This is a genomic window from Anaeromassilibacillus sp. An172 (assembly GCF_002160515.1).
Taxonomy (GTDB): Bacteria; Bacillota; Clostridia; order Oscillospirales; family Acutalibacteraceae; genus Limousia; species Limousia pullorum.
Window position 1 is genome coordinate 18,476 of record NZ_NFKS01000018.1, and the last position, 23,536, is coordinate 42,011.

Genomic DNA, 23,536 nt, shown 5'->3' on the forward strand with positions numbered 1-23,536 from the left:
ACATGACAGGAATTATCTGCGCCATGGCTATTGAAGCCGACGGCATTAAAAATATGATGAGCGACATAGAAAAAACAACCGTGGCAAAAATCGAGTTTACAAAGGGAAAAATCCACGGCATGGACGTTGTTGTGGCTGAATGCGGCATAGGCAAGGTAAACGCCGCCATGTCAACCCAGATTATGATTGATTTATACAAGCCCCAGTCCATTGTAAACAGCGGTGTTGCAGGCTCTCTCAGCGAGAAGCTTTCCGTAGGGGACATTGTTATCTCAGACAGGGTCTTACAGCACGACATGGACATAACAGCCCTGGGCGACCCTTTGGGACAGATAAGCTTTAACGATGAACAGCTTATCTACATTCCCTCCGACAAAGACGTGACAAACAGACTTCTTTCCGCCTGCAAAAAGCTTGAAAACACAACTGTTTTAACAGGAGCCATAGCCTCCGGCGACAAGTTTATTTCCGATGTTGAGGAAAGACTTAAAATCGGCAAAACCTTTGAAGCAATGGCATGTGAGATGGAGGGCGCATCCGTCGGACAGGTTTGCTACAGAAACGGAGTTCCTTTCTCAATTCTGAGAAGCATTTCCGACGACCTGAAATCCAACGAGGGAACAGACTACATGGAATTTTGCAAATCCGCCGCAGAAAAATCCATAGCGGTTATTGAAGAATACATATCAAATATTTAATTACATTTGCTAAAAACAACTTTTAGAGGAAAAATAAAAATGATAGAGGCGAGATAAATGGACAAAGTTGTAATACTTGATTCCACTCTCCGTGACGGAGCTCAGGGAGAGGGCATTTCATTTTCATTGCAGGACAAGCTTGCTATAGCCACCGCCCTTGACAATTTGGGAATAGATTACATAGAAGCGGGAAACCCTTTTTCAAATCCCAAGGACATGGAATTTTTTGAAATGGTTAAAACCAAGAAAAAATTTAAACATTCCACCCTTGTGGCATTCGGAAGCACAAGGCGCAAGGACAAAACCGTTGAAGAGGACAAAAACATAAAGGCCCTTTTGGATACCGAAACCTCAGCCGTGGCGGTTTTCGGAAAATCATGGCTTCTCCATGTTACAGAAATCCTTGCTACAGACGGTGAAACCAATCTCAGTATGATATACGACACGGTAAAATATCTCAAAGACAAAGGCAAAGAGGTTTTCTTTGACGCAGAGCATTTCTTCGACGGCTACAAGGACAACAAAGAATACGCCGTAAAGGTTTTGCAGACCGCCTACGATGCAGGCGCAGACGCCCTTGTACTCTGCGACACAAACGGCGGAGCTTTCCCCGATGAAATCTTTGAAATCTGTCAGGAAATGAACAGCCTTTTCCCGGATAAAATAGGAATACACACCCACAACGACAGGGGTATGGCTGTTGCCAACACGGTTATGGCGGTAAAAGCCGGAGCTACCCACGTTCAGGGAACATATTTAGGCTTCGGCGAAAGATGCGGCAACGCAAACCTTTCCACCATAATCCCAAATCTCACCATAAAGCTTAACAAAACCTGCATACCCGAGGGAAAGCTTTCCAAGATTACTCCCTCCGCCAGAAAAATTGCGGAGATATGCAATATAAGTATAAAGAGAAACGAGCCTTATACAGGAACTGCCGCCTTTGCCCACAAGGCAGGTATGCACGCCGACGGAGTTTTGAAGCTTCCCAGAAGCTTTGAGCATATAAGTCCGGAAACCGTGGGAAACACAAGAAAAATTCTCATGAGTGAAATAACCGGACGTGGCGCAGTTTTGCAGGAGATTAAAAAAATAAATCCTCACATAACAAAGGACAGTCCCGAAACTCTCAAGGTTTTGGAAGAGCTTAAAAAGCTTGAGGCTCAGGGCTATCAGTTCGAGGGTGCGGACAGCTCCTTTGAAATGCTTATCCGCCGCTGTCTTGGAGCTTACAAGAACTTTTTCGAGCTTCTCAATTATAAGATTGTAACAGGCAGACCCTGCGAAGAGGGATGTTCAGCCACCGCCACAGTAAAGGTAAAGGTGGGCGACAAAACCCAGCTTATGGCGGCAGAGGGAAACGGCCCTATCAACGCCTTTGATAAGGCTCTGCGTTTCGCCCTTGAGGTATTTTACCCAAGCCTTGTGAAAATGCGGCTTATCGACTACAAGGTTAGAGTTATGGAGAGCAAAAAAGCAACCGCCGCACCGGTAAGAGTTTTGATAACCTCCACCGACGGCAAGCGTATCTGGACAACAATAGGAGTTTCCGGCGACGTTGTGGACGCCTCAAGACTTGCCCTCACCGAGTCAATAGAGTACAAGCTCATAAAAGACACAGTAGACAACGCAGTCACCCTTATTCCGGTAAATGTTTAAAACAAACGCCATGCAGTTTTTATTTCTGCATGGCGTTTATTGTTTTGTTATTCTTTTTTCAAAAGCTTTTTATAAAGCTTATCAATGCAGATAGCTCCGAAAGGTGCTGTTATAAGTATTGCTATTACCGCAAGGGCTAAAACCTGATTTCCGCAGGCAAGACCCATTGAAAGTGGCACTCCGCCGATTGCCGCCTGTACTGTGGCTTTTGGTGTATAAGCCACCATGCAGAAGCCTCTCTCTTTTTTATCAAGCTTTGTTTTAAGCAGACAGCAGAAAACCCCTGCCATTCTGAACATCATGGCGAAAACTACAACGCACACGGACAAAAGTCCCGCAGTAGCCACATAGTTTAAATCAACAGTTGCGCCAACCAGCACAAAGAGCAGAATTTCAGCCGCTACCCACAGCTTGTTGTATTTTGAGGAAAGTCGAACCGCCAGCACATTGTACCATTTATAAAGGGCAACGCCCATGCTCATTATAGCCAAAAGTCCCGATATAGGAACTATTCCCTCAAGTTCATTTTGCAGTTCAATAAGCAAAAAGGAAATACTCAAAAAAATCAAAAGCTTTACCGAATCCCTCATGTGGAACTTTTTGAAAAACCATATAAGGGCAAGTCCGCATACAAGACCCAAAGCCACGCCCAAAAGGATTGATATTGGAATTTGAACAAAGGACACGGGAGAAACCTCTCCGCCGCTTTCTATGGATGTAAAGGCTGTAAACAAAACTATTACGAAAACATCGTCAACGGAAGCGCCTGCCAAAATAAGCTGAGGTATACTTTTTTTCACACCGTAGCCCTCTTCCATTATTCTTAACATTCTGGGAACTACAACCGCCGGAGAAACCGCCGCCAGCACGCTTCCCATTATTGCGGCTTCCGTAACAGAAACCCCAAGCAGCGGTACGGCTATTAAAATTACACCTACAATCTCGAAACATGCAGGCACAAAGCACATCAAAATTGCCGGGCGTCCCACCTTTTTCAAATCCTCAATATTCAGCGAAAGACCTGCTCTGGTGAGAATTACAACCAGCGCCACCTGCCTTAAATCAGCCGATATTCCCATAATTGACGGGTCAAGAAGATTTAAAGCATAGGGACTTAAAATCATTCCGGTTATTATCATGCCCAGCAGTGAGGGAAGCTTCAATTTATTAAAAATACTTCCCATAAGCAGACCCACAAGAAAAATTAACGCCAAACTTCTCAACATAAATTTTTAACTCCTCTCCTTGGAGGACTCTGTCCTCCAAACCTCCTGCCAAAGGGACGGTGGTCCCTTTGGAATCCCTTTACCGCTCCAGGCAAGCTTTCTGCTTTATACATTATTATAAAACAAAAAAAGCCGACAACTTCTGCGTGGAAATTTCGCAGAAGTCATCAGCAATAATTGCGGTTCGGGATTTATCCCGGGGAGAACTTCATTCCCCTTACCTTTTTATAATAACATATTTATTTATAAATTACAAGATAAAACAATTATCTTTCGTCCATTGTCTTGTACTCATGTCTTGGCTGTACATTTTCATAAGCAGGTCTGATAATCTTGCTTGGATTTACCAGTTCTTCAATTCTATGTGCGCTCCAGCCTGTAACTCTTGCGATTGCAAAAAGCGGTGTATAAAGCTTAAGTGGCAGATTGAGCATACTGTAAACAAAGCCGCTGTACAAATCGATATTTGCAGAAACGCCCTTGAATGTATGTCTGCGCTGGGAAATAAGCTTTTCTGCTGCCTTTTCAACATTCTGATAAAGAGCAAACTCATCCTCTTTGCCCTTTTCCTTGGAAAGGCTCTCAACATAACCCTTGAATACCATTGCACGTGGGTCGCTCTTTGTATAGATTGCGTGACCCATACCGTAAACAAGACCGGTTTTGTCAAATGCTTCCTTATCGAGAATTTTTGAAACAAAGGCTTCAACCTCGTCGTAGTCGTGGAAGTCCTTGACATTTTCCTTGATTTCATCAAACATCTGAACAACCTTAACATTTGCGCCGCCGTGCTTAGGGCCTTTAAGTGAACCCAAAGCCGCCGCAATGGCTGAATATGTGTCTGTGCCTGAACTTGTTACAACGTGTGTTGTAAAGGTGGAGTTGTTACCGCCGCCGTGCTCTGCATGAAGTACCAAAGCCATATCAAGAAGCTTTGCTTCAAGCATTGTATAAGAGCTGTCAGGTCTGAGCATGTGGAGAAAGTTTTCCGCAGTTGAAAGATTAGGCTGTGGAGAATGTATGAACAAGCTCTGATTGTCGTGGTAGTAGTTGTATGCCTGATAGCTGTAAACAGACAAAACAGGGAAAAGTGCAATAAGCTGCAAGCACTGTCTTAACACGTTTTCAATAGAAGTGTCGTCGGCTTTAAGGTCATAGGAATAAAGTGTCAAAACCTCTCTTGAAAGGGCATTCATAATATCACGGCTTGGAGCTTTCATGATTATATCTCTTACAAAGCTGTTTGGAAGAGTTCTGTAGTAACCCAAAAGCTCGTTAAACTTTTTAAGCTGTTCCCTGTTTGGAAGCTCACCAAAAAGAAGCAAATAGGTTATTTCTTCAAAGCCAAAATGCTTATCGTTAATAAAGCCGTTTACCAAATCGCTTATATTATAGCCTCTGTAAAAAAGCTGGCCGTCAATAGGAACTCTTTTGCCGTCCACAACTTCAAAGGCGTTAATTTCTGAAATCTCGGTAAGGCCTGTCAAAACACCTTTACCATTTTTATCTCTAAGACCTCTCTTTACATCGTATTTATTGTAAAGCTCAGGGTCAATCTTTCCGTTTTTCTTACAAAGTTCACTGTATTCTAAAATTTCCGGTATTAAATCGCTGTAGCTGTTCTGCACTGCAATCACTCCCATGAATTTGTTTTTACCATTTGTTATTTTACCACCATATGCAGGAATAATCAATATATTTTTCAATTAAAATTAAATATTTTACAAATACTTGAATTTTCTAAGTTTTTAAAAATAAAAATGAATAAATAAACTCAAAATCCTGCATTTACAGTTTTATTTTACCCTAATTTTCCGTTTTTTACCAAAGTTTCCCTCTTTTATGACTTATAAAAAATAAAATATAATCAAAACTTATATTATTTTAAAAAACACAGCTATATTTCTCCGCAATATTGACTAAAAATTAAATAAGTGTTATAATCAAACTGTAATTTTTTGACCAAAGGAGGACATACATATGTTATTGGTTACTACAGATTTTATCCCCGGCGTTCAGTTTGAGGCTTTGGGAATTGTTACGGGAAGCACCGTAAGGGCAAAACACATGGGAAAAGATTTTGTGGCTTCATTTAGAAACATCGTGGGCGGAGAAGTTACAGAATATACCGAGATGATGAGAGAATCAAGAGAAATCGCAACTCAGAGAATGATGGACGACGCCGCAAGAATTGGCGCTGACGCTATAGTAGGCGTAAGATATACAAGCTCTGAAATTATGCAGGGTTCAGCAGAAATAATGGCATACGGAACAGCGGTAAGATACAAATAATTATATTTACAAAGAACGCCGGCAGGAAAACTGCCGGCGAAGTTTTTATTCTGTCTTTTGTCTTTTACCTGCAAACAACATAACACCTATTAAAATAACAGATATTCCGCAGATAAATATCAGCAGCATATTGTTATTATTTTCCTGTCCTGTCTGAGGAGGCGGAGGAGTAGGCTCAAAGCTTTCTCCTTTTGTCTGGGTTTCAACATCCATCACCCAGTCGCCCTCCGCATTTTTATACGGAACAGATACAAGGAAAGAATTTACCAGTCCGTAATCTGCGGAGTCTGTCTGAACAATCAGATATATTCCCATATCCAGATTATCAAATTTAACCACTCCGTTTTTATCGGACTCTGCAGTAATTCCTGCAGCACCGTTTTCCTTTGCAACTGCGCTGAGTTTAGACGCAGCGTTTATATTGTCCTGAGCAGTTTCCAATTTGTTAAAAACCACACCTGAGGACTTAAACTCTTCAGTCAAGGTCCATTCAACAGCATTGCTTCCAAGAGGCACGCCAACCTGATAGCAGGTAAGCTCTACCCCTTCAAAATCTGTACCCAGATCGTTTAAATTCACATGGATACTGCCCTTTTCGCCGGTTGCTGCGGCGCTGACACTTACAAAGGAAACAAGCTGACAGAAAATCAACACAGCTGCAAATATCAACTTTTTAAATTTGAAGTTGCTTTTCATTGTTTCCTCCTTTCCCTTTTACGGCAGGGAAAAAGAAGAATCTTCCCCGCTAAAATCAATACTATTATAGAAATTATAAATATTATTTTAAGCATGCCGCTTATGCCCTCTTCGATATGCTCAGTAGTGCTTTCCGCTTCTTCATCTACAGAGTAAACCCTGTGTCCCGTTACAAGAAGCCTGTGAGAATTAACTCCGTACGGCGTACATGTCACTAAAGTTACCAAATCCTCGCCCTGTTTTATCACAAGACTTTCCGTTTCATGAGGCAATACCGTTTCTATTGAATCAAAGCGATATTCAAGGGTCTCATCCATCACTTTTATATAAAAGTAATCTGCTGTATCAAGCTGGTCAAGGTTTGTGAAAAGCTCCTTTGACGGCAGTCCACTGTGAGAAGACAGGATTGCATGTGTGCTTTCTCCGCCCACCGGCAATGAGCTTCCATAAAGGTGACCCGCTCCGCTTTCCAAAACAGATGCTGATGTGCCGTGATAAATGGGTATATTTACATCTATTTTCGGTATGCTTATATATCCCATTATTCCGTCGCCGCCCGGATTTAAAAGACCGTTATATTCTTCATCAGCTTTATATGCAGTTGAAAAAGCGTCGGTAATTCCGGTTTGACTTTGGGCAAGCCGCTGGTTGTATTCATTTGCCAAAGAGATAATCTCAGCTTTCTCATCTTCCGACATATTTTGTACTATGGATTCGTAATTGTTAATTACCCGGCTTTCGCTTCCTTTATTTACCCATTGACTTACAAAAGGATAGTTTATAATCATAAGCCCCACAAGTACAAACAGAAATAAAATTCTCTTTCTTGTGCTATCCTTCATATTTTTTCCTCCATGAACGGAGTTTAAAGAAAATCATAAGCAAAATAAGGAAAATTATCAAGCCCACAATTACTCCGTAAAAATATTGCCTCATCCATTGGCTTCCGGTTTTTTTCTCTGTTTCCTGAGAAACCGCCTCTGCCTCTTGGTAAGGGATTCTCTCTCCCCTTACCAAAAGTCTGTGAGAATTTACACCATATGGTGTACAGGTTACAAGAGTAACATAATCTTTGTCGTGATAAATTGAAAGTTCTGAAACGTCATCAGGCTCGGTAATCTTTATCCGGTCAACCTGATATGCCAAAACCTCGTCAAGCACATATATGTAGAATATGTCGCCTTCCTCCAATAATTCAAGGTCGGTGAAAAGTTTCTTTCCCGGCAGTCCTGTATGTGCAGACATAACCGTGTGTGTTCCCTCTCCGCCCATCGGCATTGAGGTGTATTCAAGATGACCAACACCGCTTTCCAGAACTTCTGCGCTTGTACCGTGATAAATACTCAGCCTTACATCTATAGCAGGTATGTACAGAAATCCCATAACTCCGTCGCCGTTTAAATTAAGCAGAGAATTATATGGCTCTGCCTGTGCGTTTCTTATTGCGTCAGGGTCAAAAGGGTCGGTAAGCACAACATTGGCATTTAAAAGGCTCTTATTATATTCTACTACTTTTTGTTTTTCTTCTTCTACCGCTCTGTCCCCTTGATTTTCCACATCCGTCACATAATCTGTTATAACCTCGTCCTGACGAAGCTCATAAAGATAATTGCTGACAAACGGATATGCCGCAAGACATATGCCTATGGCGACAACAAAAACGGTAATTGTCACCCTTACGGATTTTTTCATTTAAGGGGATCAGTCCTTTCTGCCAGTATACAGGGAGCGTAAAAACTCCCTGTACCTTTCAATTATTTGCGGATTTTTAATTTATTGTATTCCTTAAATTATGTTCTCTTTTTACGTGTGATAACATAGAAGGTTACGCCGCCGCCGATTACAAGAACACCAAGGATTGCGAATATCCATGCACCCATTCCGCCTGTTGTAGGAAGCTGGAAGCCTGAAGTATTGTTAATTGCAAATGTAACAGCTGTGTTGCCTGCTGTCAAATTTGCAGCTGTACCGTTTACTTTTGAAATATTTGCAAGTACACCTGTGTATTCGCCGTCATTGCCCTTAGCAGGAACAAGATTAACCTTTACAGGTTCTTTAAGAATGTTGTAGCCTTTTGATGTTACAGTTTCTTTCAAATAGAGGTCAACACCTGTAGGAACACCCTTTATGTAGAGCTTGCTGTTTCCGTCAAGCATAAGTTCTGTTGCCTCTCCGGAACCGCTGTATACATAGTTTCCCTTATCGCCTGTAACTACAATACCCTTTGTGCAAGCTTCATCTGTATAGAGCTTAAATCTAACATCTACTGCCAAATCATTTTTCTGAGCATTGTCAAACAGCTTGTTTGCTTCCATACCGAAGATAAATTCTTTTACTTCTTTCCATGTTGTATCAATTTCATGGCTCTGTCCTGCCTGGAATGTAAGCTTAACCTTGTTTGGGTTGCCTGCTTCTCCTACAATAGCCTCAGAATTTACTGTAGCTGTGTAGTAAACATAAACTTCACCGTCACTCATAGCTTTTGCAAGATTTGTAAGCTTTGCAAGACCGTCCGGAGTAAATGTAATGCTGAATGTGCTTCCGCCTTTATATCCTTCTGTGCCAACATCTACGCCCTCTGCTACTGTATAATCTGTTCCAAAAGTATAACTTACATTATTCTTATCTGTGATTACTATGTTAGCATCAGAGAATGTTTCCGGAAGGGTAAGACCCTTGCTTATTGCGTCGGTGATTACATATTTGTCAATATCAATAGCTGTATTATCTTTACTGTCTGTAAGGTCAGGAACCTTTGATATAAATTTAAACTCTACAACATCGTTAACATTTGTTACGTCAGTATCATTGAGAACTTCTCCGTCAGCATATCCAAGTGTTCCGTCATATGAGCGAACAATCTTCTTGTCGATATCAGCTGTACCTGTTACGTTCTTTGCTGTTGCATTGATTTCTGCAAGCCAGCCGTTATTATCTACATCATAGATAGGAGCGGAAACAACGTAAGGAGCCTGCTTTCTTGTGATTGTGATGTATTCCCAGTCAGTAGCATCGGCATTTTTAATCTGTGCCTCTGCAACGCTTGATTCAACTACAAGATAAAGACCATATTTTTGTCCTGTAAAAGTAGCAAGACCGTTATCATTTGTAGTTTTTGTATTATCGTCTGTAATATTGTAGCCCAATTCATCATTATAACCTTCAGGGAATGTCTTCATAAGGGCTTCATTTATTTCTTTGTAGTCCTTAACAAGAACGTATTCTCCTCCGTCCTTTGTTACGGTGTAGTCACCGATAAGTCCTATAGTTTTTGCCAATGAATCTGAAATACCATATGCCATAAGGGTATCAGTTCCATCCTGTACCTGGAAGATATCACCAATCTTCCAAATGCTGAAATCTACTCCTCTTACAGGTGCATTTGTATCTGCCTGTGCAGGATCAGAATTATCAACCTCAACGTACTTGCTGATATTGATTGTTGCGTTAGCCGCTGCTGTTGGCTCTGCACCAATAAGTCCATTGTAATAAGCCAAGTCTGCTATTGTTACATCAGACTCATCCAAAGGTTTTGCGGCTGCGGACGCTGTCATTGAGAAGCATCCTACTGCCAATGCCGCTGTCATAAAGAAAGCAATCAGTTTTTTAAACAGTTTATTTGTCTTCATTTTTTACACCTTTCTTTCTAAAATTTTGTTTTTATTCTATTAAGCAGATGTACTCTAATCTGCATAATATTAAAGCTTTGATTTTGCCTTACGGCGTTTTCTGTCTTCTCTTATTACATAGAAGAATGCTACGAGAATAAGAGCTGATACTCCTAAAATACCCGGATTAAAGAATCCGCTTCCGCCTGTTGTCGGGATTTCAAGGGATGCATTGTTTCCGATTGTGTATGTTATTTCGGCGTAGTAATATAGTCCGTTTATCTCTGTATCATACAACGGATTTTCGCCCTTAGTATCACTTCCAAGCGGCAGATATACTTCTATAGGATTGATAAGCTTGTTATAACCGTCTGCGGAACTAAGCTCTGTAATCTTATAATTCACATTAAGGTCAAGCTTGTCGAATACAGCAACACCGTCAACTCCGTCAGCTCCGGTTACTTTTCTTTCTACTTCTTCCCAGCTTTCAGTTCCTGTGGCTGAATCATTTACCTTTTTCTCCAGGAGGAAAGTAGCTCCGTTAAGCTTTTTATCATTCTCATCAACCTTATTGATTGTTATCTTGCCAAATCGCTTATTGGTAAAAAGTACGTAATCCATATCGGCAGGCTTGCTGTTAGGAATAGTTACCGAGGCGGTATTTCCCTCTGTTTCCGTTCCGTTGTTTACCTTATAGAAAGCTGTATATTTTCCGGAATTTTCGGTTATAGTATAGGTTTTACCCTTCTTCAAACCATAGATTACAATATACTGATTATCGGAAAGTTCAAAGTTTGTTTTTCCCGAAGCAATTACCATCTGACCTTGCTCTGCAAGCTCATCCTGCACCGCAGCTCCGTCACCCTTATTATACTTTTTATAATAAAGATTGATATTGTCCATATCTCCGGAAATTGTGAAAATAAACTTATCATTTACAACAGCTCCGTCAACATACTTTTCAACCACCTTTTCAATCCTAAGCTCTGTAAGCTCATTGGTGATTGAGTATGCATTTTCTTTCGTCGGGTCTGTATTATCCTTATTCAATTCAGTATCACCGTCAGTTGGATATGCATTTTCAGATGTTTCTACTATTCTGTAGATTGTCTGCTTAGCGTCTCCCTCTCCGGTAGTTGCTGAACCCGGCATAACCTTTGGAACAAAGTTCCATACTGCGTGCCATGCTATGTCCTCATAGCAAGCCGGCAGGTCACTTTGGTTAACATCATCAGGCTCACCATTTAAAGTAACCTTTGCAGGGGTCTTAAATGAAGTCCACTGACCGGCTGTATCCTGATACTGAAGCTCAAAGGTAACAGGTGAAATCATATCAATCGGAGTTATTTCTCCGTATGTATCCTCCCAATTCTTTGTGGCTTCAAGCTCAATGGTTATCATATGGTTTGTTACAGATGAGGTATAAAGGTTATTCTCTGCATCAGGCTGAGTATCTTCGTCATAAATAGCCTTATAGATATCTCTGTAGATTTCCTCATTATTTATGACTATGCTGTTGTAAACTTCTCTTGCACAATACTCAAACTCCACAATATCATAACCTGTGTTGCCCTCATTAGGTAAAACACCCAATACCGGAAGATTAGTAACTGTATTGCTCTTGTTATCCTCGCTGTTTTCACCGGTAATTGTTATGGCAGCAGCATTGCTTCCATATTTAAAGTTTTCCCAGGAACTGCTTGGATTGTTCTTGTCTTTATATTGTATATTAAAGACAATCTTCCATCCGTCACCGTTTGGTTCTCTTGTACCATAAATATTCTCGGCGTCATCCACCCAAGTTTTCTCAGCCTTAAGATTTGTTTCGCCATACAGGTTAACAAAAGTGCTTTCCTTTTTGGTATTTCCATCATAGAAGTTAATATATGGGTAAATAGATTTATCCGTTGTAATATCCTGTGTATTTGTATACACTGACCTTAGTCCTGCATCGTGGATATTATTAAGAATTTCTTCACTGGAAACAACAGGTTCAAAAATATTTAATGCAGTTTCCTCATAAATACCATTGATTGTATCCTTAAGAATATATGACTGTGTATCAAGATAAAAACCTATTCTTGAAACGTCTGGATAATCTTTTCCCTTTTTATTATAAAGTTTAAATGTCGGTGTGAATTCCTCATAATAAACGGTAGTATTTGAAGAATTTATAAAGCTGAGTTTACTTTCAATCATATAATATTTGAGATAGTAAACATTGCCGTTATACATAACTGTCACAGGAAGATGTTCAGCATCTATACTGATTGCCGCATTCTTTGCTCCCAAAGTTGCGCCGTTATTTATTGTAACGCTTCTGTTTTCCTGTACGTTGTATGCACTAAGAATATCTTTAAATTCTGAAGAGGTAACAGTTTTCCACAAATCAGGATTATTATACTGTTCAGCATCCGGAGCTGTTCCGTCAGGTTTTGCCTGAACTCCTGCAACATATAATGTTGAATCAAGCTTTATATTATATCCTGTTTTATTTGTTGAATTCTGAAAGTCGCCGATATCTTTTCTCCAGTTCTTCCACATAGTATATGAGGTTTCAACACTGTTTTTAAACAATTTTGAAATTGCATTTCCCATTGTGTTGTAACTATTTGTTCCCTTTGAATATGTGAACTGGACACCATCGGAGCCTATAGCTATGTTGTAGCCATTTAAACCTGTGTCAATCTCAGTTATTTTGTACTTCCACGGCATACTGTTAGGCGCATAAATCTCCAATCCCTCAAGCTGGAACAGCCAATATTTGGATGTTGCAAAATCACCTGTGCCTGTCCAGTCGGCAGAATTTCCGGAGGCTGATATTACTGAAATATCTAAGTTTTTAACCATCTCTATAGATGTGTTATCAATGGTTATATTTTCATTTGCAGGATTATTGCTAATACTGTTTATCTCATTCCAATTATCGGGCATAGTTACTGTAAATGTGCCTATTTTTGTTTCAGAAATAGCGTTTCCCTGTCCTGACTGAGCGTCTGCACTTCTGTATATTTCAAATGTTAGGGTCTTCGGTCTTGAACCGTTTGTATTGTTATTGTCAACCCACTCTTTTCCGAAATACAATGAAGCGTCATCACCTGTGTTGTACACGTTTTTAAATGTAGCCCAGTTTGTAAGATTGCTGTTCGGGCGTGCAGGTGGATCAGGAATAGTTCCATCATCGTTATTCTTTATAGGAATAAGTCCGTCAACCTCTACTATACCGTCTTTATTGTCGTCAGTTACAGTGTATTTTCCGTTTGCATCCTGTGCCAAAAGTCCATTGCCTGCGGTCATATCGTAACCGCCCTGCATAAGCTTATTAGCATTTTCGGCAACTTTATAGGTATAATAGTTTCCGTTCGGCGCATAAATCGGTAGGTCTTTAAATGTTATATCGGCAACTCCATTTACAAAGTCTTTGTAGTCAATTTTCATAACTTGTATGAAATGCGGGTCGGAAACAACATTTCCTTCATCGTTTTTATATGTTCGTGTAAGGGCAAAATAGATTGTCGGCTTTTCCTCGTCGTCATTAAACGGCGTTGTATCAAGCCATTTTCTTACACTTACACTTCCCAGCTGAGGATTATAACCATTTGTTATAGCGTAGTTATTTATTACAGGCTGTTTAAATACAAGGTTAATGTCATTTGCATCTGAACCGTTCAAGCCTATAACCTCTTCACGAAGCCGGTAAACATGAAGCTCACCGTTATCATCATACTTAGGAAGTCTTCCTTGGTCTGCCCCAACAGGTTCAGCCACCAAATTACCTTCACTATCTATGCTATTGGTATTTTCACCATCGTAAGAAATCTTAAAGTTATATTCACCATTAACAATCTGTTTTGACCAGTCTGTTACTGTAAGTGTTGCTATCGGAGTTTCTTGGTTTAAATCTTCGTCATTTCCCGGGTCTGTATCCTCTATAAACTGATAGATAGAAAACTTTACTTCCGGAAGATCTGCCTGCAAAAATCCTGATGGAAGATTTGCCCATATCTTTTTACCGTCTATGGTTACATTTGCGGCAATTTTATTTACGAGCATTCCTCTTTCTTTCAGCAGGTAAACTTTTTCGCCGTTTTCTACATACTCTCTAAGCAATGTTTTATCTTTTTCTGTAGACAGCAGGCCGCCGTATTCGGTACCTATATCACGGTATTCTTCCCAGTTAGGATGTTCCTCATCAATTACCGAATTATCGGAAGGGTCTTCCCAGTACTTATATTCAACCTCAGTATAGTCAAATATTTCTTTATTGATTCTCATTTTCTCTCGGGCATAATAGAAAATTTCATATCCCAAAGAGTCATATTTAGGCATCGAACCGAAGTTACAGGTTGAATAGTTTACATCATTATGGAAACTCCACTTGCTATCCAAATAGATGTTCTCTATTTTTTCAACCACATTACCCTCTTCATCTTTCACATGAACTACTCTGTAAAGATCCAAGTATATGTCAGGGCGTTCGCCGTTTTTATAACGATAAGCATCTTTCCATTCTTTTCTGAAAAAGATTTCTTTGCTTCCTGACAAACCATTAGTAACTGCAACTCCCTGTTTGTCATTTTTATGCTGACCTTCTGAAAGCTCATAGCTTACCTGATAAGAGTTTGAATTATACTCTGTATCTATAATTCCATTAGCTTTTAATTCAGCTAAAGAATAATACTTATCTTTAGCTTCATCATAGACATACTCAGTAACCTGATAACTTACAAGTGTTCCAAACTCATCATATTTTGGAAGATTCCAGAAATAGTATGTGGAGTTTGCTGTTTCTTTTGAAACATCCTGAACTGCTGAAACATAATTGTTGTTGTCATCTTTAATAGGTTCTTTTTCATTTACCATGGTAACTGTATTTTCTTCGTAATCAATATAGCCCTTATCTTCGTATCCGGGAGCAAACTCCAATTTCAAAACAAGCTTGTATCCCAGACCTTTAAGGTCAGATATAAACTTCTTACGTGTCTCGTTAGAAATATATTCATCCTCACCGTCAACCCAGTTTTTCTCAACGGTAATATCTATATTTCCCAGACGTCTGTTGGAAACAGTATAGAAATTAAGATTTTCCAGCTGAACCATCATATATGTAGCTTCATATTTATGATAGTCTGTTTCATATTGTATAAATGGAGAATCCTCGTTTTTTCCATTTTGTATATTGAAAATTGTTTCAATACTTCCTGGGTCCATTGGATTTCCTTCTTGGTCAAAGTAGTCTATCCTAACGTTTCCTACTTGTGTTTCAAGAACAAGTAATTTTTTGTCTTTATACTCCGCATTAAGATTAACCCGCTTCCACCAGTTATCCTGAGCTGTAATCACCTGTTTTGCGATTTCCGTAAAGCTTCCGTCATTTTCCTGGTAGTATATAGTGTAGGTTACATCTTCTCTGTGCTGTGCGTCACCATCGTCTATCCAGCGTTTACGCAGATAAATCTTAAAGCTATCTACAACAGGAGGGCTGTTGGTGATAACTGTGGTTATTATTCCTTTATCATCAGTTGTTGTGGAATAATCTGTATACCAGTTTCCATGTGTTTCCTCAAGAAGAATATAGTCATATGGATGTCCGTCTTTATCATATCTGTCCAGCTCTGTAAAGTGAGCTTTCCAAGGCTCTGTTTCCTGAACATAGCCCGCAAGAAAATGGTTTCCTGTTCCATCTGCAAATATATAAAGCGGTGTAGGTTCTTCATCCACATTTCCGTCGATTTCAAAGTTTCTCTGACTTATGGTTCTTAAAGGATATCTTGTGGAATCGTACCCTGCCCTATAGAGCATAAGTTCAACAGGTGTTCTCTGTTCTATAGGTATTTCATCGCTCCATTCCTTTATTGCGATAACCTCTGTCTTATCTTCAATCTTATTAAGAATAGACGTGTGATACACACCAGCCTCTGTTTTATCTATTGACAACGTGGAATTATAATAAACTTCATATCCATTTTGATTAAGGATAAAACTTCCGTCAGGGTTCAATAGGTTGGTATCATTGTTTTCTCCTTGATATATTTCCTCTTCAACCCATCTGTATTCCAGTTCACGTCCGAAGTTATCATACTTCGACATACTCTGTGAGTAACTTTGTTCAAGATTTTCAGCGATGAAGTTGTCCATTTCATGGGTTATTTCTGTATCAACCCAGTTGTCTTCATCTCCTTGATCTGCATCAACCGGTCTGCACTGAAGTTTTAAAACAACCATTACATCTGTCAATGCGCTCTGGAAAGCGGCTGCGTCCCAAATTTTTTCAACCGATGTCGTTACATTTCCGATAAGTATATTACTTACAGTTCCTCCGTTATAAATACTGTTGTCGAAACCGTCTCTTTCGGTCTGGTCATAAAGAAGAGTATCCTTTATTGTTCCGTCAGGCTGAACGCTTCCGTATACAACCTTATATTTTGATACACCTTCTCCGCTCATATACTCTCTTGTGAAGTATATATAGGGATAACCTTCCTTATCGTATTTAGGCAGATAACCTTCTTTTATTCCTGCAATCGGATTAAACATTTCTTCAAAAGATATTTGCTGTGTATCTTCTGTACTGTTTGCCTCAATAACAAAGGTTGCAGTCTGTTTATCTGTTTTATCTTTTACAGGCGTTGCTGACTGATACAGAGTAGAAAGGTCATCGCCAGGTCTATACGCAACACGCCAAAGCTGGAACTCAAGCCTTGGTCTTGTACTGCTGTCCGCTTCGTCGTGCCATTCTTTAGTTGCGTTATACTCTCTATATCCTGTTCTTGTGAGGATGAGCAAACCGCCTGTATGTACACGTTCTGTATCTGTTCCGAAGTTGGAAACCAAGTCGTTTTCAACTGTTTCCAAAAGATAGTCATCACCTGGAAGAAGGTCTTCTCCGTTGTAAATAAGATGTTCTATCTTTTTAGATTCTTCGCCCTCTTCAGGTCTGTCTATGTAATACAAAATTTCTGAACCGTCAAGATTGTACATAGGAAGATGTTTTACTGTAAAGGTATTTGTTTCCTTAAATGTATTTGTATCGTAATCCCATTCTCCCCAAACAATATCATTTCGACTTGTCAAATCACTTATAGCTGAATGTTCTTCTACAAGCTCTCCCTCTACATAAACATTTGTAACATAGTAGAAGTGGTACAAATCAGCAATAACCTCATCTATACCATACATAGCCTGCTGTCCACGTCTTACTTCAATGTCTATGCTGTAATCCATGGATTTTGAGAAATACCAGCCAAAATTTCCGCCTGAAACAGGCCACTGATCTACAGTATTTTCATTTACATCAACGTAATAATATTGATCTGTGTAGAGCTCTGTATCAAGGGTGTAATCCCATGTAAGTTTTATATTTTCATATGTCTTATCCTCAACAGTAATTTTTGCTGCTGACGGAAGACCTGAACTGGCAACATTAAACACATAATGATTTGTTCCGCCCAAATCTGTAACTGTCACTTTGCTTTTATCAACACCAAGCTCAGCTAAGGTTCTTGTGAACGTTCCTATATGCTCCTCATTGTTCTCTGTATATGTGTATGTAGCGGTAAACTTTACGTTGTTATAAAGCTGTTCCTTTACATCATCCACACCGGGTCTTACATTATTGGAATTATTATTGTCTATCCAATAAATATCCTGTTCTTCAGCCTGTGAGTTATATGCTGTAAATTTAATTAAAACTCCGTTTTCATCAATATCATAATCGTCTGCCAATAAAGATACATCGGAATTATTTTCGGCGTTTGAAACTGCCTGTGAAGATTCCTCTGTAGGTTCTGTCTGAGCTGTTTCCTCTGTTGCAGGCTCTGTAACCTCTTCCGTTGTAATCTCTTCAGTTGTTTCGGCAGTCTCTTCTTCAGTCGGCTCAGGAATCTTTTCCAAAGAAATCTGACCATTTATTTTTGAAATATCATCGATGTTTTCAACTTCCTTTTCAAATGTAATAACCAGATTGCCGTTTTCTAATTTGTACAAAGCAAAAGGCTCTGTGTTGCCTTCAACTAAAAGATAATTTGTAACAACAGATTTCTCAGCTTCAGACTCTTCCGCATTTTCAGCTTCTGCCGGTTCAGCATCGATCTTCTCTGATTTAATCTGCCATTCCTCACCTACAGCAATTACAGCTGTATCTCCTTCCATAGGAGGGAATTTGTCCTTGTTTTCGTTAAATGAAAACTGAACTGTCTTTTCGTTTTCGCCGTTGTCTGTCTGTGACACTGTGAACTGTTCTGTTCTTTCAGACCACTCAACAGTTTGTCTTGCAGGAAGCTGTATTTCCAGACTTCTTACCGTTCCGTCCTCAAGTGTTTGAATATCCCACTTTGACTTTTGTTCCTCAAAGGTCAGAGCTTTTCTCATAAGATTTATCTTTATCATTATTCTTCCGAACAATGACTGGACATTCTCCACCTGCTCGATATAATCGCAGAATACAACCTCAACTACTTGAGATTTTACAGTATATTCTGCAATCTTTTCTCCTTTCACCTCGGTTTTTATATCACCAAAGGATGCTGAGGATTCGCTGTAAATTGCCACCGCTTCCTGTGTATCTTCAGCGGTGAAAATATCTGACGGCAGACTAAAGCTGAATTTATCCCCCGGGTTCACCTTATAGTCACCCTGAGGATTTTCAACCATAAAATCCAAGCTCAGATTATACGCAAGCTCATCCTGAGTTTCCTCCATACCGGCTATAGAGAATACGAGATTGTTATTTCCAGATATATCCTTTACGGCTATGGTTTGCTGTTTGTCACTATTATCCGGCTCATCGACAGCAGCTGCAATACTAAGACTTTCAAAAGCCAAAACAAAGCACAAAAAAGCACTTAAAGCTTTTTTATAGGTTTATATCAAGCAATATCATACAAAAGAATTCAAAAACCCTTCGAGAGATCCCTTTAATTTTTATAATAATATTGTTTTACAATTCTTTTACAAGAGATACTTCCAATTCAAAAAGTTTGTTAAACCATTTTTTTACATTCGCTTTTTTTGCATAATTGAAATATTAAAATATATCAGTAAATTATAGACTTATCAGAATTGATTGTACTAAATAGCAAAAAAACATTTCAAAATTTCTATAAATACACCAAAAAACAATTTTGTATATTAATCAAAAATAAAAAAACGTTTAAAATTCATTGAAATCAATGAATTCTAAACGCTTTTAAATACTATTTTATAAAATTCAATTTACGCTGCTGCAAATTGTTTTGAGGATATATATTCCTCTACGTTTTGTTCAACTACATTAAATGGCACTGAACCGCTTTTTAGGATTGCCTCGTGGAAAGACTTATCGTCAAACTTTGAACCTAACGCCTGTTGTGCGTCCTCTCTCAGCTGGTAAAACTCCAAAAAGCCTATATAATATGGCAGGAATATTCCAGAATTGTATACAAGCTGGTCATACACAGGCTGCAGGGTTTCCGCATCATTTACGGAATATCCCAGCTCTGCTGCCATTTCCTCCAATGTCATGCCGTGATAGTTTACCTGTATATCAAGATATGCTACTGTAAAATAGTCGTACATATTGTAAAGTCTTAAAAAGTTCAGGTCATCATCGGAAATACCCTCAACATCGGAAAGATATTGCAGGCTGTATAATTCAACATATGTCGCATAACCCTCTGTATATCCGGTAAATCCACAGAGAATATTTGCCCATGGACTTAAATTCTCATAGGAATAGGCGGTCTGATACATATGTCCCGGAACACCCTCGTGAGCTATTGTGGTAAAGGTGCTTGCCGAGGACACATCGCTTTGGGAGCTTGTATTTACTCGTATTTTCATAGGTGAAGATTGGTCAAGGGCAGGAATAACAAAGTACGCCGCAACTCCCTCAACCTCCATATCCTCTTCCAGCGGGTCGGCAACATAGTCCGGAAAATCTATTGCAGGGAAATCCTCCTGGTATCTTCCCTTTAAATACTCTATTATTTCTTCATAACTGCTAAAGCCTGTTGTTATATCCTCTCCCAAAGTTGTGGCAAGCTGGGGATTTTCATATATAATCATCTGAAGCTGATACAGAATCTGCTGTCTGAGGCTGTTCAGCTCTCTTACAATATCGTCGATATCCTCGTCCACACTTGTCTGTGAATAAAACAGAGCTTCGTAATATTCCTGACCGTACTCAAGCTCCCAAATACTTCTGGGCTGAACGCTTTCATCTATGCTTTTCATCTCGTCGATTATACTCTGATATGCAGGTATAATGCAGTCGTTGTAAACCTCGGTAATCTCTTTTGTATACTGGTCAAGCTGTTCCTCGGTCAAATCAACCTTTTTAATATTATTAAGCATTCCATGAAGCATGGAGCAATCCTCGCCCTGGTCGATTATATCCTGACAGTAGTCGGTAACCTCCTGGGCGTCTCCAGTCCATTCCTTTCTGCTCACCTGAATTTCTGTGTAATCTATCAGTGAATCAATATAGGCGGGAATGTCCCTTATAATCTCTATTAAATCCTTTATATCCTGTTCCGAACGGAAATCCCATTCTGATAAAACACTGGGCAGCTGGGCATGTATTCCGCTGATTGATTCAAATGCGCAGCCGTAATATCTGAACTCATCCTGGCTGAGCCTTAAAGAAGATTCGATATAAAATTCCAGATAATAATAAATCGCCTGCATATCATCCGACAAGGTTTTCGGATTGTATCTCTTCAGCTCAGATTTCATATATTCAAGTGATTCCTTGCTTTCCTCCCATGTGCTGTCGTCAAAATGAGGGGACAATTCCAAAGGACAAAGGCTTTTATCAACGCCGTAATCCTCCGGATTTTCCATCATAATATGTGTGGTCATATATGAGCTTTCGGCGGATTCCACAGCCATTGTTTCCACCAGCTCTTCAAACTCCTCCTGAGTTCCTTGGTTAAGCAAAACATCTGTAATCATTCCGGTCATACCTATCAGATTGCACCCGGAAAAGCCAAAAGCCATTATCACACAGAGAAGCAGAGCCAAAGCCTTTTTAAAAGCTTCCCCCGAGATTTTTTTCTTCAATAAAATCAACCCTTTCCTTATAATCACGCAATACCTATATAGTTATAAATAATTATATCATCATTTTGCCGAAAAACAACAAAAATCTCAGTCTTACAATAATTATTTAGTAAATCTTCACAGAATATACAGACTAACTTCAAATAAAAAAACAGCGCCGTTTCCGACGCTGCAAATATGTATTAAATTTTAAAATCACAAAAGATAATTGTGCATAAGGGGGCCGCTGCCTTTGCCTAAGTCGAAGTTTACTTTCAAAGCTCCTGTTATGTATTCCTTGGCGCATTTTACGCTTTCTTCAAGGCTTTTTCCTGCGGCAAGGTTACAGGCTATGGCTGAGGAAAGTGTACATCCTGTTCCGTGGGTGTTTGGATTGTCTATTCTCTCACCGGGGAACACATAAAACTTGCCGTCACCATAGAGCAAATCGTCGGCGGTATCCTCAAGGTGTCCGCCTTTAACCAAAACATTTGCCCCTGTCATTTCGTTTATTTTAACAGCTGCATTTTTTATATCCTCGTGGCTCTTTATTTCAAAGCCGCAGAGAGCCTGAGCCTCGTGGAGGTTCGGGGTTATAACTCTGCCCAATGGCAAAAGCTCATTTATAAGCATCTGAGAAGCGTCCTCGGACATCAAACGGCTTCCGCTGGTGGAAATCATAACCGGGTCAACCACAATATTTTCCGCCTTGTACTCTCTAAGCTTATCGGCAATCACCTTTATAATGTCTTTATTTGAAACCATGCCGATTTTCACGCTGTCAGGTCTTATATCGTTGAACACGCAGTCAATCTGCTGGGCTACAAACTCCGGAGTCGCCTCCATAACGCCGTAAACACCTGTGGTATTCTGAGCGGTCAAAGCTGTGATAACGCTCATGGCGTACATTTTATGAACGGTAATTGTCTTTATATCAGCCTGAATACCGGCTCCTCCGCTGCAATCGGAACCGGCGATGGTCAATACTTTTTTAATCATTTTATCAAATCCAATTCATCAAAAGATTTTAAATACAGGTCGGAAAGCTTCACAAGCTCCGGCTGATTTTCATGGGAACAGCTGTCATATACGCAAGCGACTTTAAAACCGGCTTTTTTTGCGGTCTGCGCCGCATGGAGAGCGTCCTCAAAAACCCATGTTGTTTTAATATCGGTTTTGAGAATTTCCAAAGCTTTATAAAAGATTTCCGGACTGTCCTTTCCCGTCTTTATGTCATCGCCGCAAAGAACTGCGCAAAAGCAATCATAAATCCCGTTTCTTTTCAGTGCCGGAACTATAAGCTCTCTGTCGGTGGCGGTTGCCACACACATTCTTATTTTCATATCCGAAAATTTATTTAAAAGCTCTTTTACGCCCGGCTTCATTTCCGCCTGATTTTCATAAAATTCTCTTATTATATCGTTGGTTTCCGAGATAATTCTATCTGTGGACAAATCCAAACCGTAATGAGTTCTGTAATAGTCCGCCGCCTGGGAAACAGTGCAGGTTTTTAGCTTTTGGCTAAGTCCCTCTTCCGGTGTAATTCCCTTTGACATGAGGTATCTTTCCGCCAAGCCTTCCCACACCTTCATGGAATTTAAAAGGGTTCCGTCTACATCGAAAATCGCTCCGGTTATTTCGCTGGGGAAATTCATCCTTTTACCACTTCCGAAACAAGTCTTTTAAGATTTTCTGCGGCTTCCTTTGGGTTTTCCTTGCCGTAAATTGCGGAAACCACCGCCACTCCGTCTATTCCTGTTCCTTTAAGCTGCGAAACATTTTCGGAACTGATTCCGCCTATGGCAACCACCGGAATATCTACCGCTTTGGTTATAGCCTTTAAAATTTCGTGGTCAAGAGGTTTTGCGTCCTCCTTTGTGGAGGTTGAGAAAACTGCTCCAACTCCCAAATAGTCAGCGCCTGCGTTTTGCGCCGCCATTGCCTGTTCCACTGTTCTTGCGGAAACTCCTATTATTTTATCCTTGCCAAGCTTTTCCCTTACCGCTCCGGCTTCCATGTCCTTTTGTCCCACATGAACGCCGTCGGCTCCGCTTTCTATGCAGATTTCCACATTATCATTTATAAGCAGGGGAACTCCGTATTTATGGCAAAGCTCTTTCATCTCTTTGGCTTCTTCCAAAAACTCCTGAAAACTCAGGTGCTTTTCCCTAAGCTGAACCAAAGTAACTCCGCCCTTTAAGCTTTCCTCCACCTGCTGCAACAAAGTTTTTCCGTGGAGGTTTCCCCTGTCGGTGACTCCGTAAAGCAGCATGGTTTCCTTTGATATACTCATTGTGTACCTCCGTATGTAAATAAATAATACGGCTTTATTATATCA

General features: G+C 40.0%; 14 protein-coding genes and 1 riboswitch. Of the genes, 3 read left to right on the forward strand and 11 right to left on the reverse strand.

The annotated features are described in order from the left end of the window. Positions 1 to 2: 2 nt before the first annotated feature. On the forward strand, positions 3 to 698 hold the full coding sequence (locus tag B5F08_RS08965; protein WP_087378484.1) for a 5'-methylthioadenosine/adenosylhomocysteine nucleosidase: 696 nt from the start codon (positions 3 to 5) through the stop codon (positions 696 to 698). A gap of 57 nt (positions 699 to 755) precedes the next feature. Then, the gene (cimA, locus tag B5F08_RS08970) at positions 756 to 2,357 is read left to right on the forward strand and encodes a citramalate synthase (RefSeq protein WP_087378486.1); all 1,602 of its coding nucleotides are present in this window, start codon (positions 756 to 758) and stop codon (positions 2,355 to 2,357) included. A gap of 47 nt (positions 2,358 to 2,404) precedes the next feature. On the opposite strand, the gene B5F08_RS08975 is transcribed toward cimA, so the two are convergent. Together B5F08_RS08975 and B5F08_RS08980 are read right to left on the reverse strand one after the other, a co-directional pair. Then, positions 2,405 to 3,583 (reverse strand): cation:proton antiporter, encoded by a 1,179-nt coding sequence (locus B5F08_RS08975; RefSeq protein WP_087378488.1) that lies wholly within the window; start codon positions 3,581 to 3,583, stop codon positions 2,405 to 2,407. 151 nt (positions 3,584 to 3,734) lie between these two features. After that, positions 3,735 to 3,808, reverse strand: a riboswitch (Fluoride riboswitch). A gap of 41 nt (positions 3,809 to 3,849) precedes the next feature. Then, positions 3,850 to 5,226, reverse strand: a complete 1,377-nt coding sequence (locus tag B5F08_RS08980) for a citrate/2-methylcitrate synthase (protein WP_087378490.1) — start codon at positions 5,224 to 5,226, stop codon at positions 3,850 to 3,852. A gap of 337 nt (positions 5,227 to 5,563) precedes the next feature. Here B5F08_RS08980 and B5F08_RS08985 point away from each other — a divergent pair, with 337 nt between their 5' ends. Continuing rightward, the gene (locus tag B5F08_RS08985) at positions 5,564 to 5,875 is read left to right on the forward strand and encodes a YbjQ family protein (protein ID WP_087378492.1); all 312 of its coding nucleotides are present in this window, start codon (positions 5,564 to 5,566) and stop codon (positions 5,873 to 5,875) included. A 45-nt stretch (positions 5,876 to 5,920) separates the two neighbouring features. On the opposite strand, the gene B5F08_RS08990 is transcribed toward B5F08_RS08985, so the two are convergent. From B5F08_RS08990 to thiE, 9 genes are all read right to left on the reverse strand, one after another. Further along, positions 5,921 to 6,571: an LPXTG cell wall anchor domain-containing protein gene (locus B5F08_RS08990; RefSeq protein ID WP_087378494.1), complete on the reverse strand. Its 651-nt coding sequence runs from the start codon at positions 6,569 to 6,571 to the stop codon at positions 5,921 to 5,923. Next, positions 6,568 to 7,413, reverse strand: a complete 846-nt coding sequence (locus B5F08_RS08995; RefSeq protein WP_087378496.1) for a class C sortase — start codon at positions 7,411 to 7,413, stop codon at positions 6,568 to 6,570. Before B5F08_RS08995 ends, B5F08_RS08990 begins: the two co-directional genes overlap by 4 nt. Continuing rightward, positions 7,403 to 8,263, reverse strand: coding sequence for a class C sortase (locus tag B5F08_RS09000; protein WP_087378498.1), 861 nt, complete (start codon positions 8,261 to 8,263; stop codon positions 7,403 to 7,405). The genes B5F08_RS08995 and B5F08_RS09000 overlap by 11 nt, the downstream gene beginning before the upstream one ends. A gap of 98 nt (positions 8,264 to 8,361) precedes the next feature. Beyond that, positions 8,362 to 10,200: a SpaH/EbpB family LPXTG-anchored major pilin gene (locus B5F08_RS09005; protein ID WP_087378543.1), complete on the reverse strand. Its 1,839-nt coding sequence runs from the start codon at positions 10,198 to 10,200 to the stop codon at positions 8,362 to 8,364. A gap of 69 nt (positions 10,201 to 10,269) precedes the next feature. Further along, entirely contained in the window at positions 10,270 to 19,002 is an 8,733-nt protein-coding gene (locus B5F08_RS09010; RefSeq protein ID WP_143256384.1) for a DUF7601 domain-containing protein, read from the reverse strand. Between the two features lie 390 nt (positions 19,003 to 19,392). Continuing rightward, a complete protein-coding gene (locus tag B5F08_RS09015) occupies positions 19,393 to 21,219 on the reverse strand; it encodes a DUF885 domain-containing protein (protein WP_087378502.1) in 1,827 nt (608 codons plus the stop codon). Between the two features lie 195 nt (positions 21,220 to 21,414). Continuing rightward, positions 21,415 to 22,197, reverse strand: a complete 783-nt coding sequence (gene thiD, locus B5F08_RS09020; protein ID WP_087378504.1) for a bifunctional hydroxymethylpyrimidine kinase/phosphomethylpyrimidine kinase — start codon at positions 22,195 to 22,197, stop codon at positions 21,415 to 21,417. After that, a complete protein-coding gene (locus tag B5F08_RS09025) occupies positions 22,194 to 22,853 on the reverse strand; it encodes an HAD family hydrolase (RefSeq protein ID WP_087378506.1) in 660 nt (219 codons plus the stop codon). The genes thiD and B5F08_RS09025 overlap by 4 nt, the downstream gene beginning before the upstream one ends. Continuing rightward, a complete protein-coding gene (thiE, locus tag B5F08_RS09030) occupies positions 22,850 to 23,491 on the reverse strand; it encodes a thiamine phosphate synthase (RefSeq protein ID WP_087378509.1) in 642 nt (213 codons plus the stop codon). Before thiE ends, B5F08_RS09025 begins: the two co-directional genes overlap by 4 nt. Positions 23,492 to 23,536: the final 45 nt, after the last annotated feature.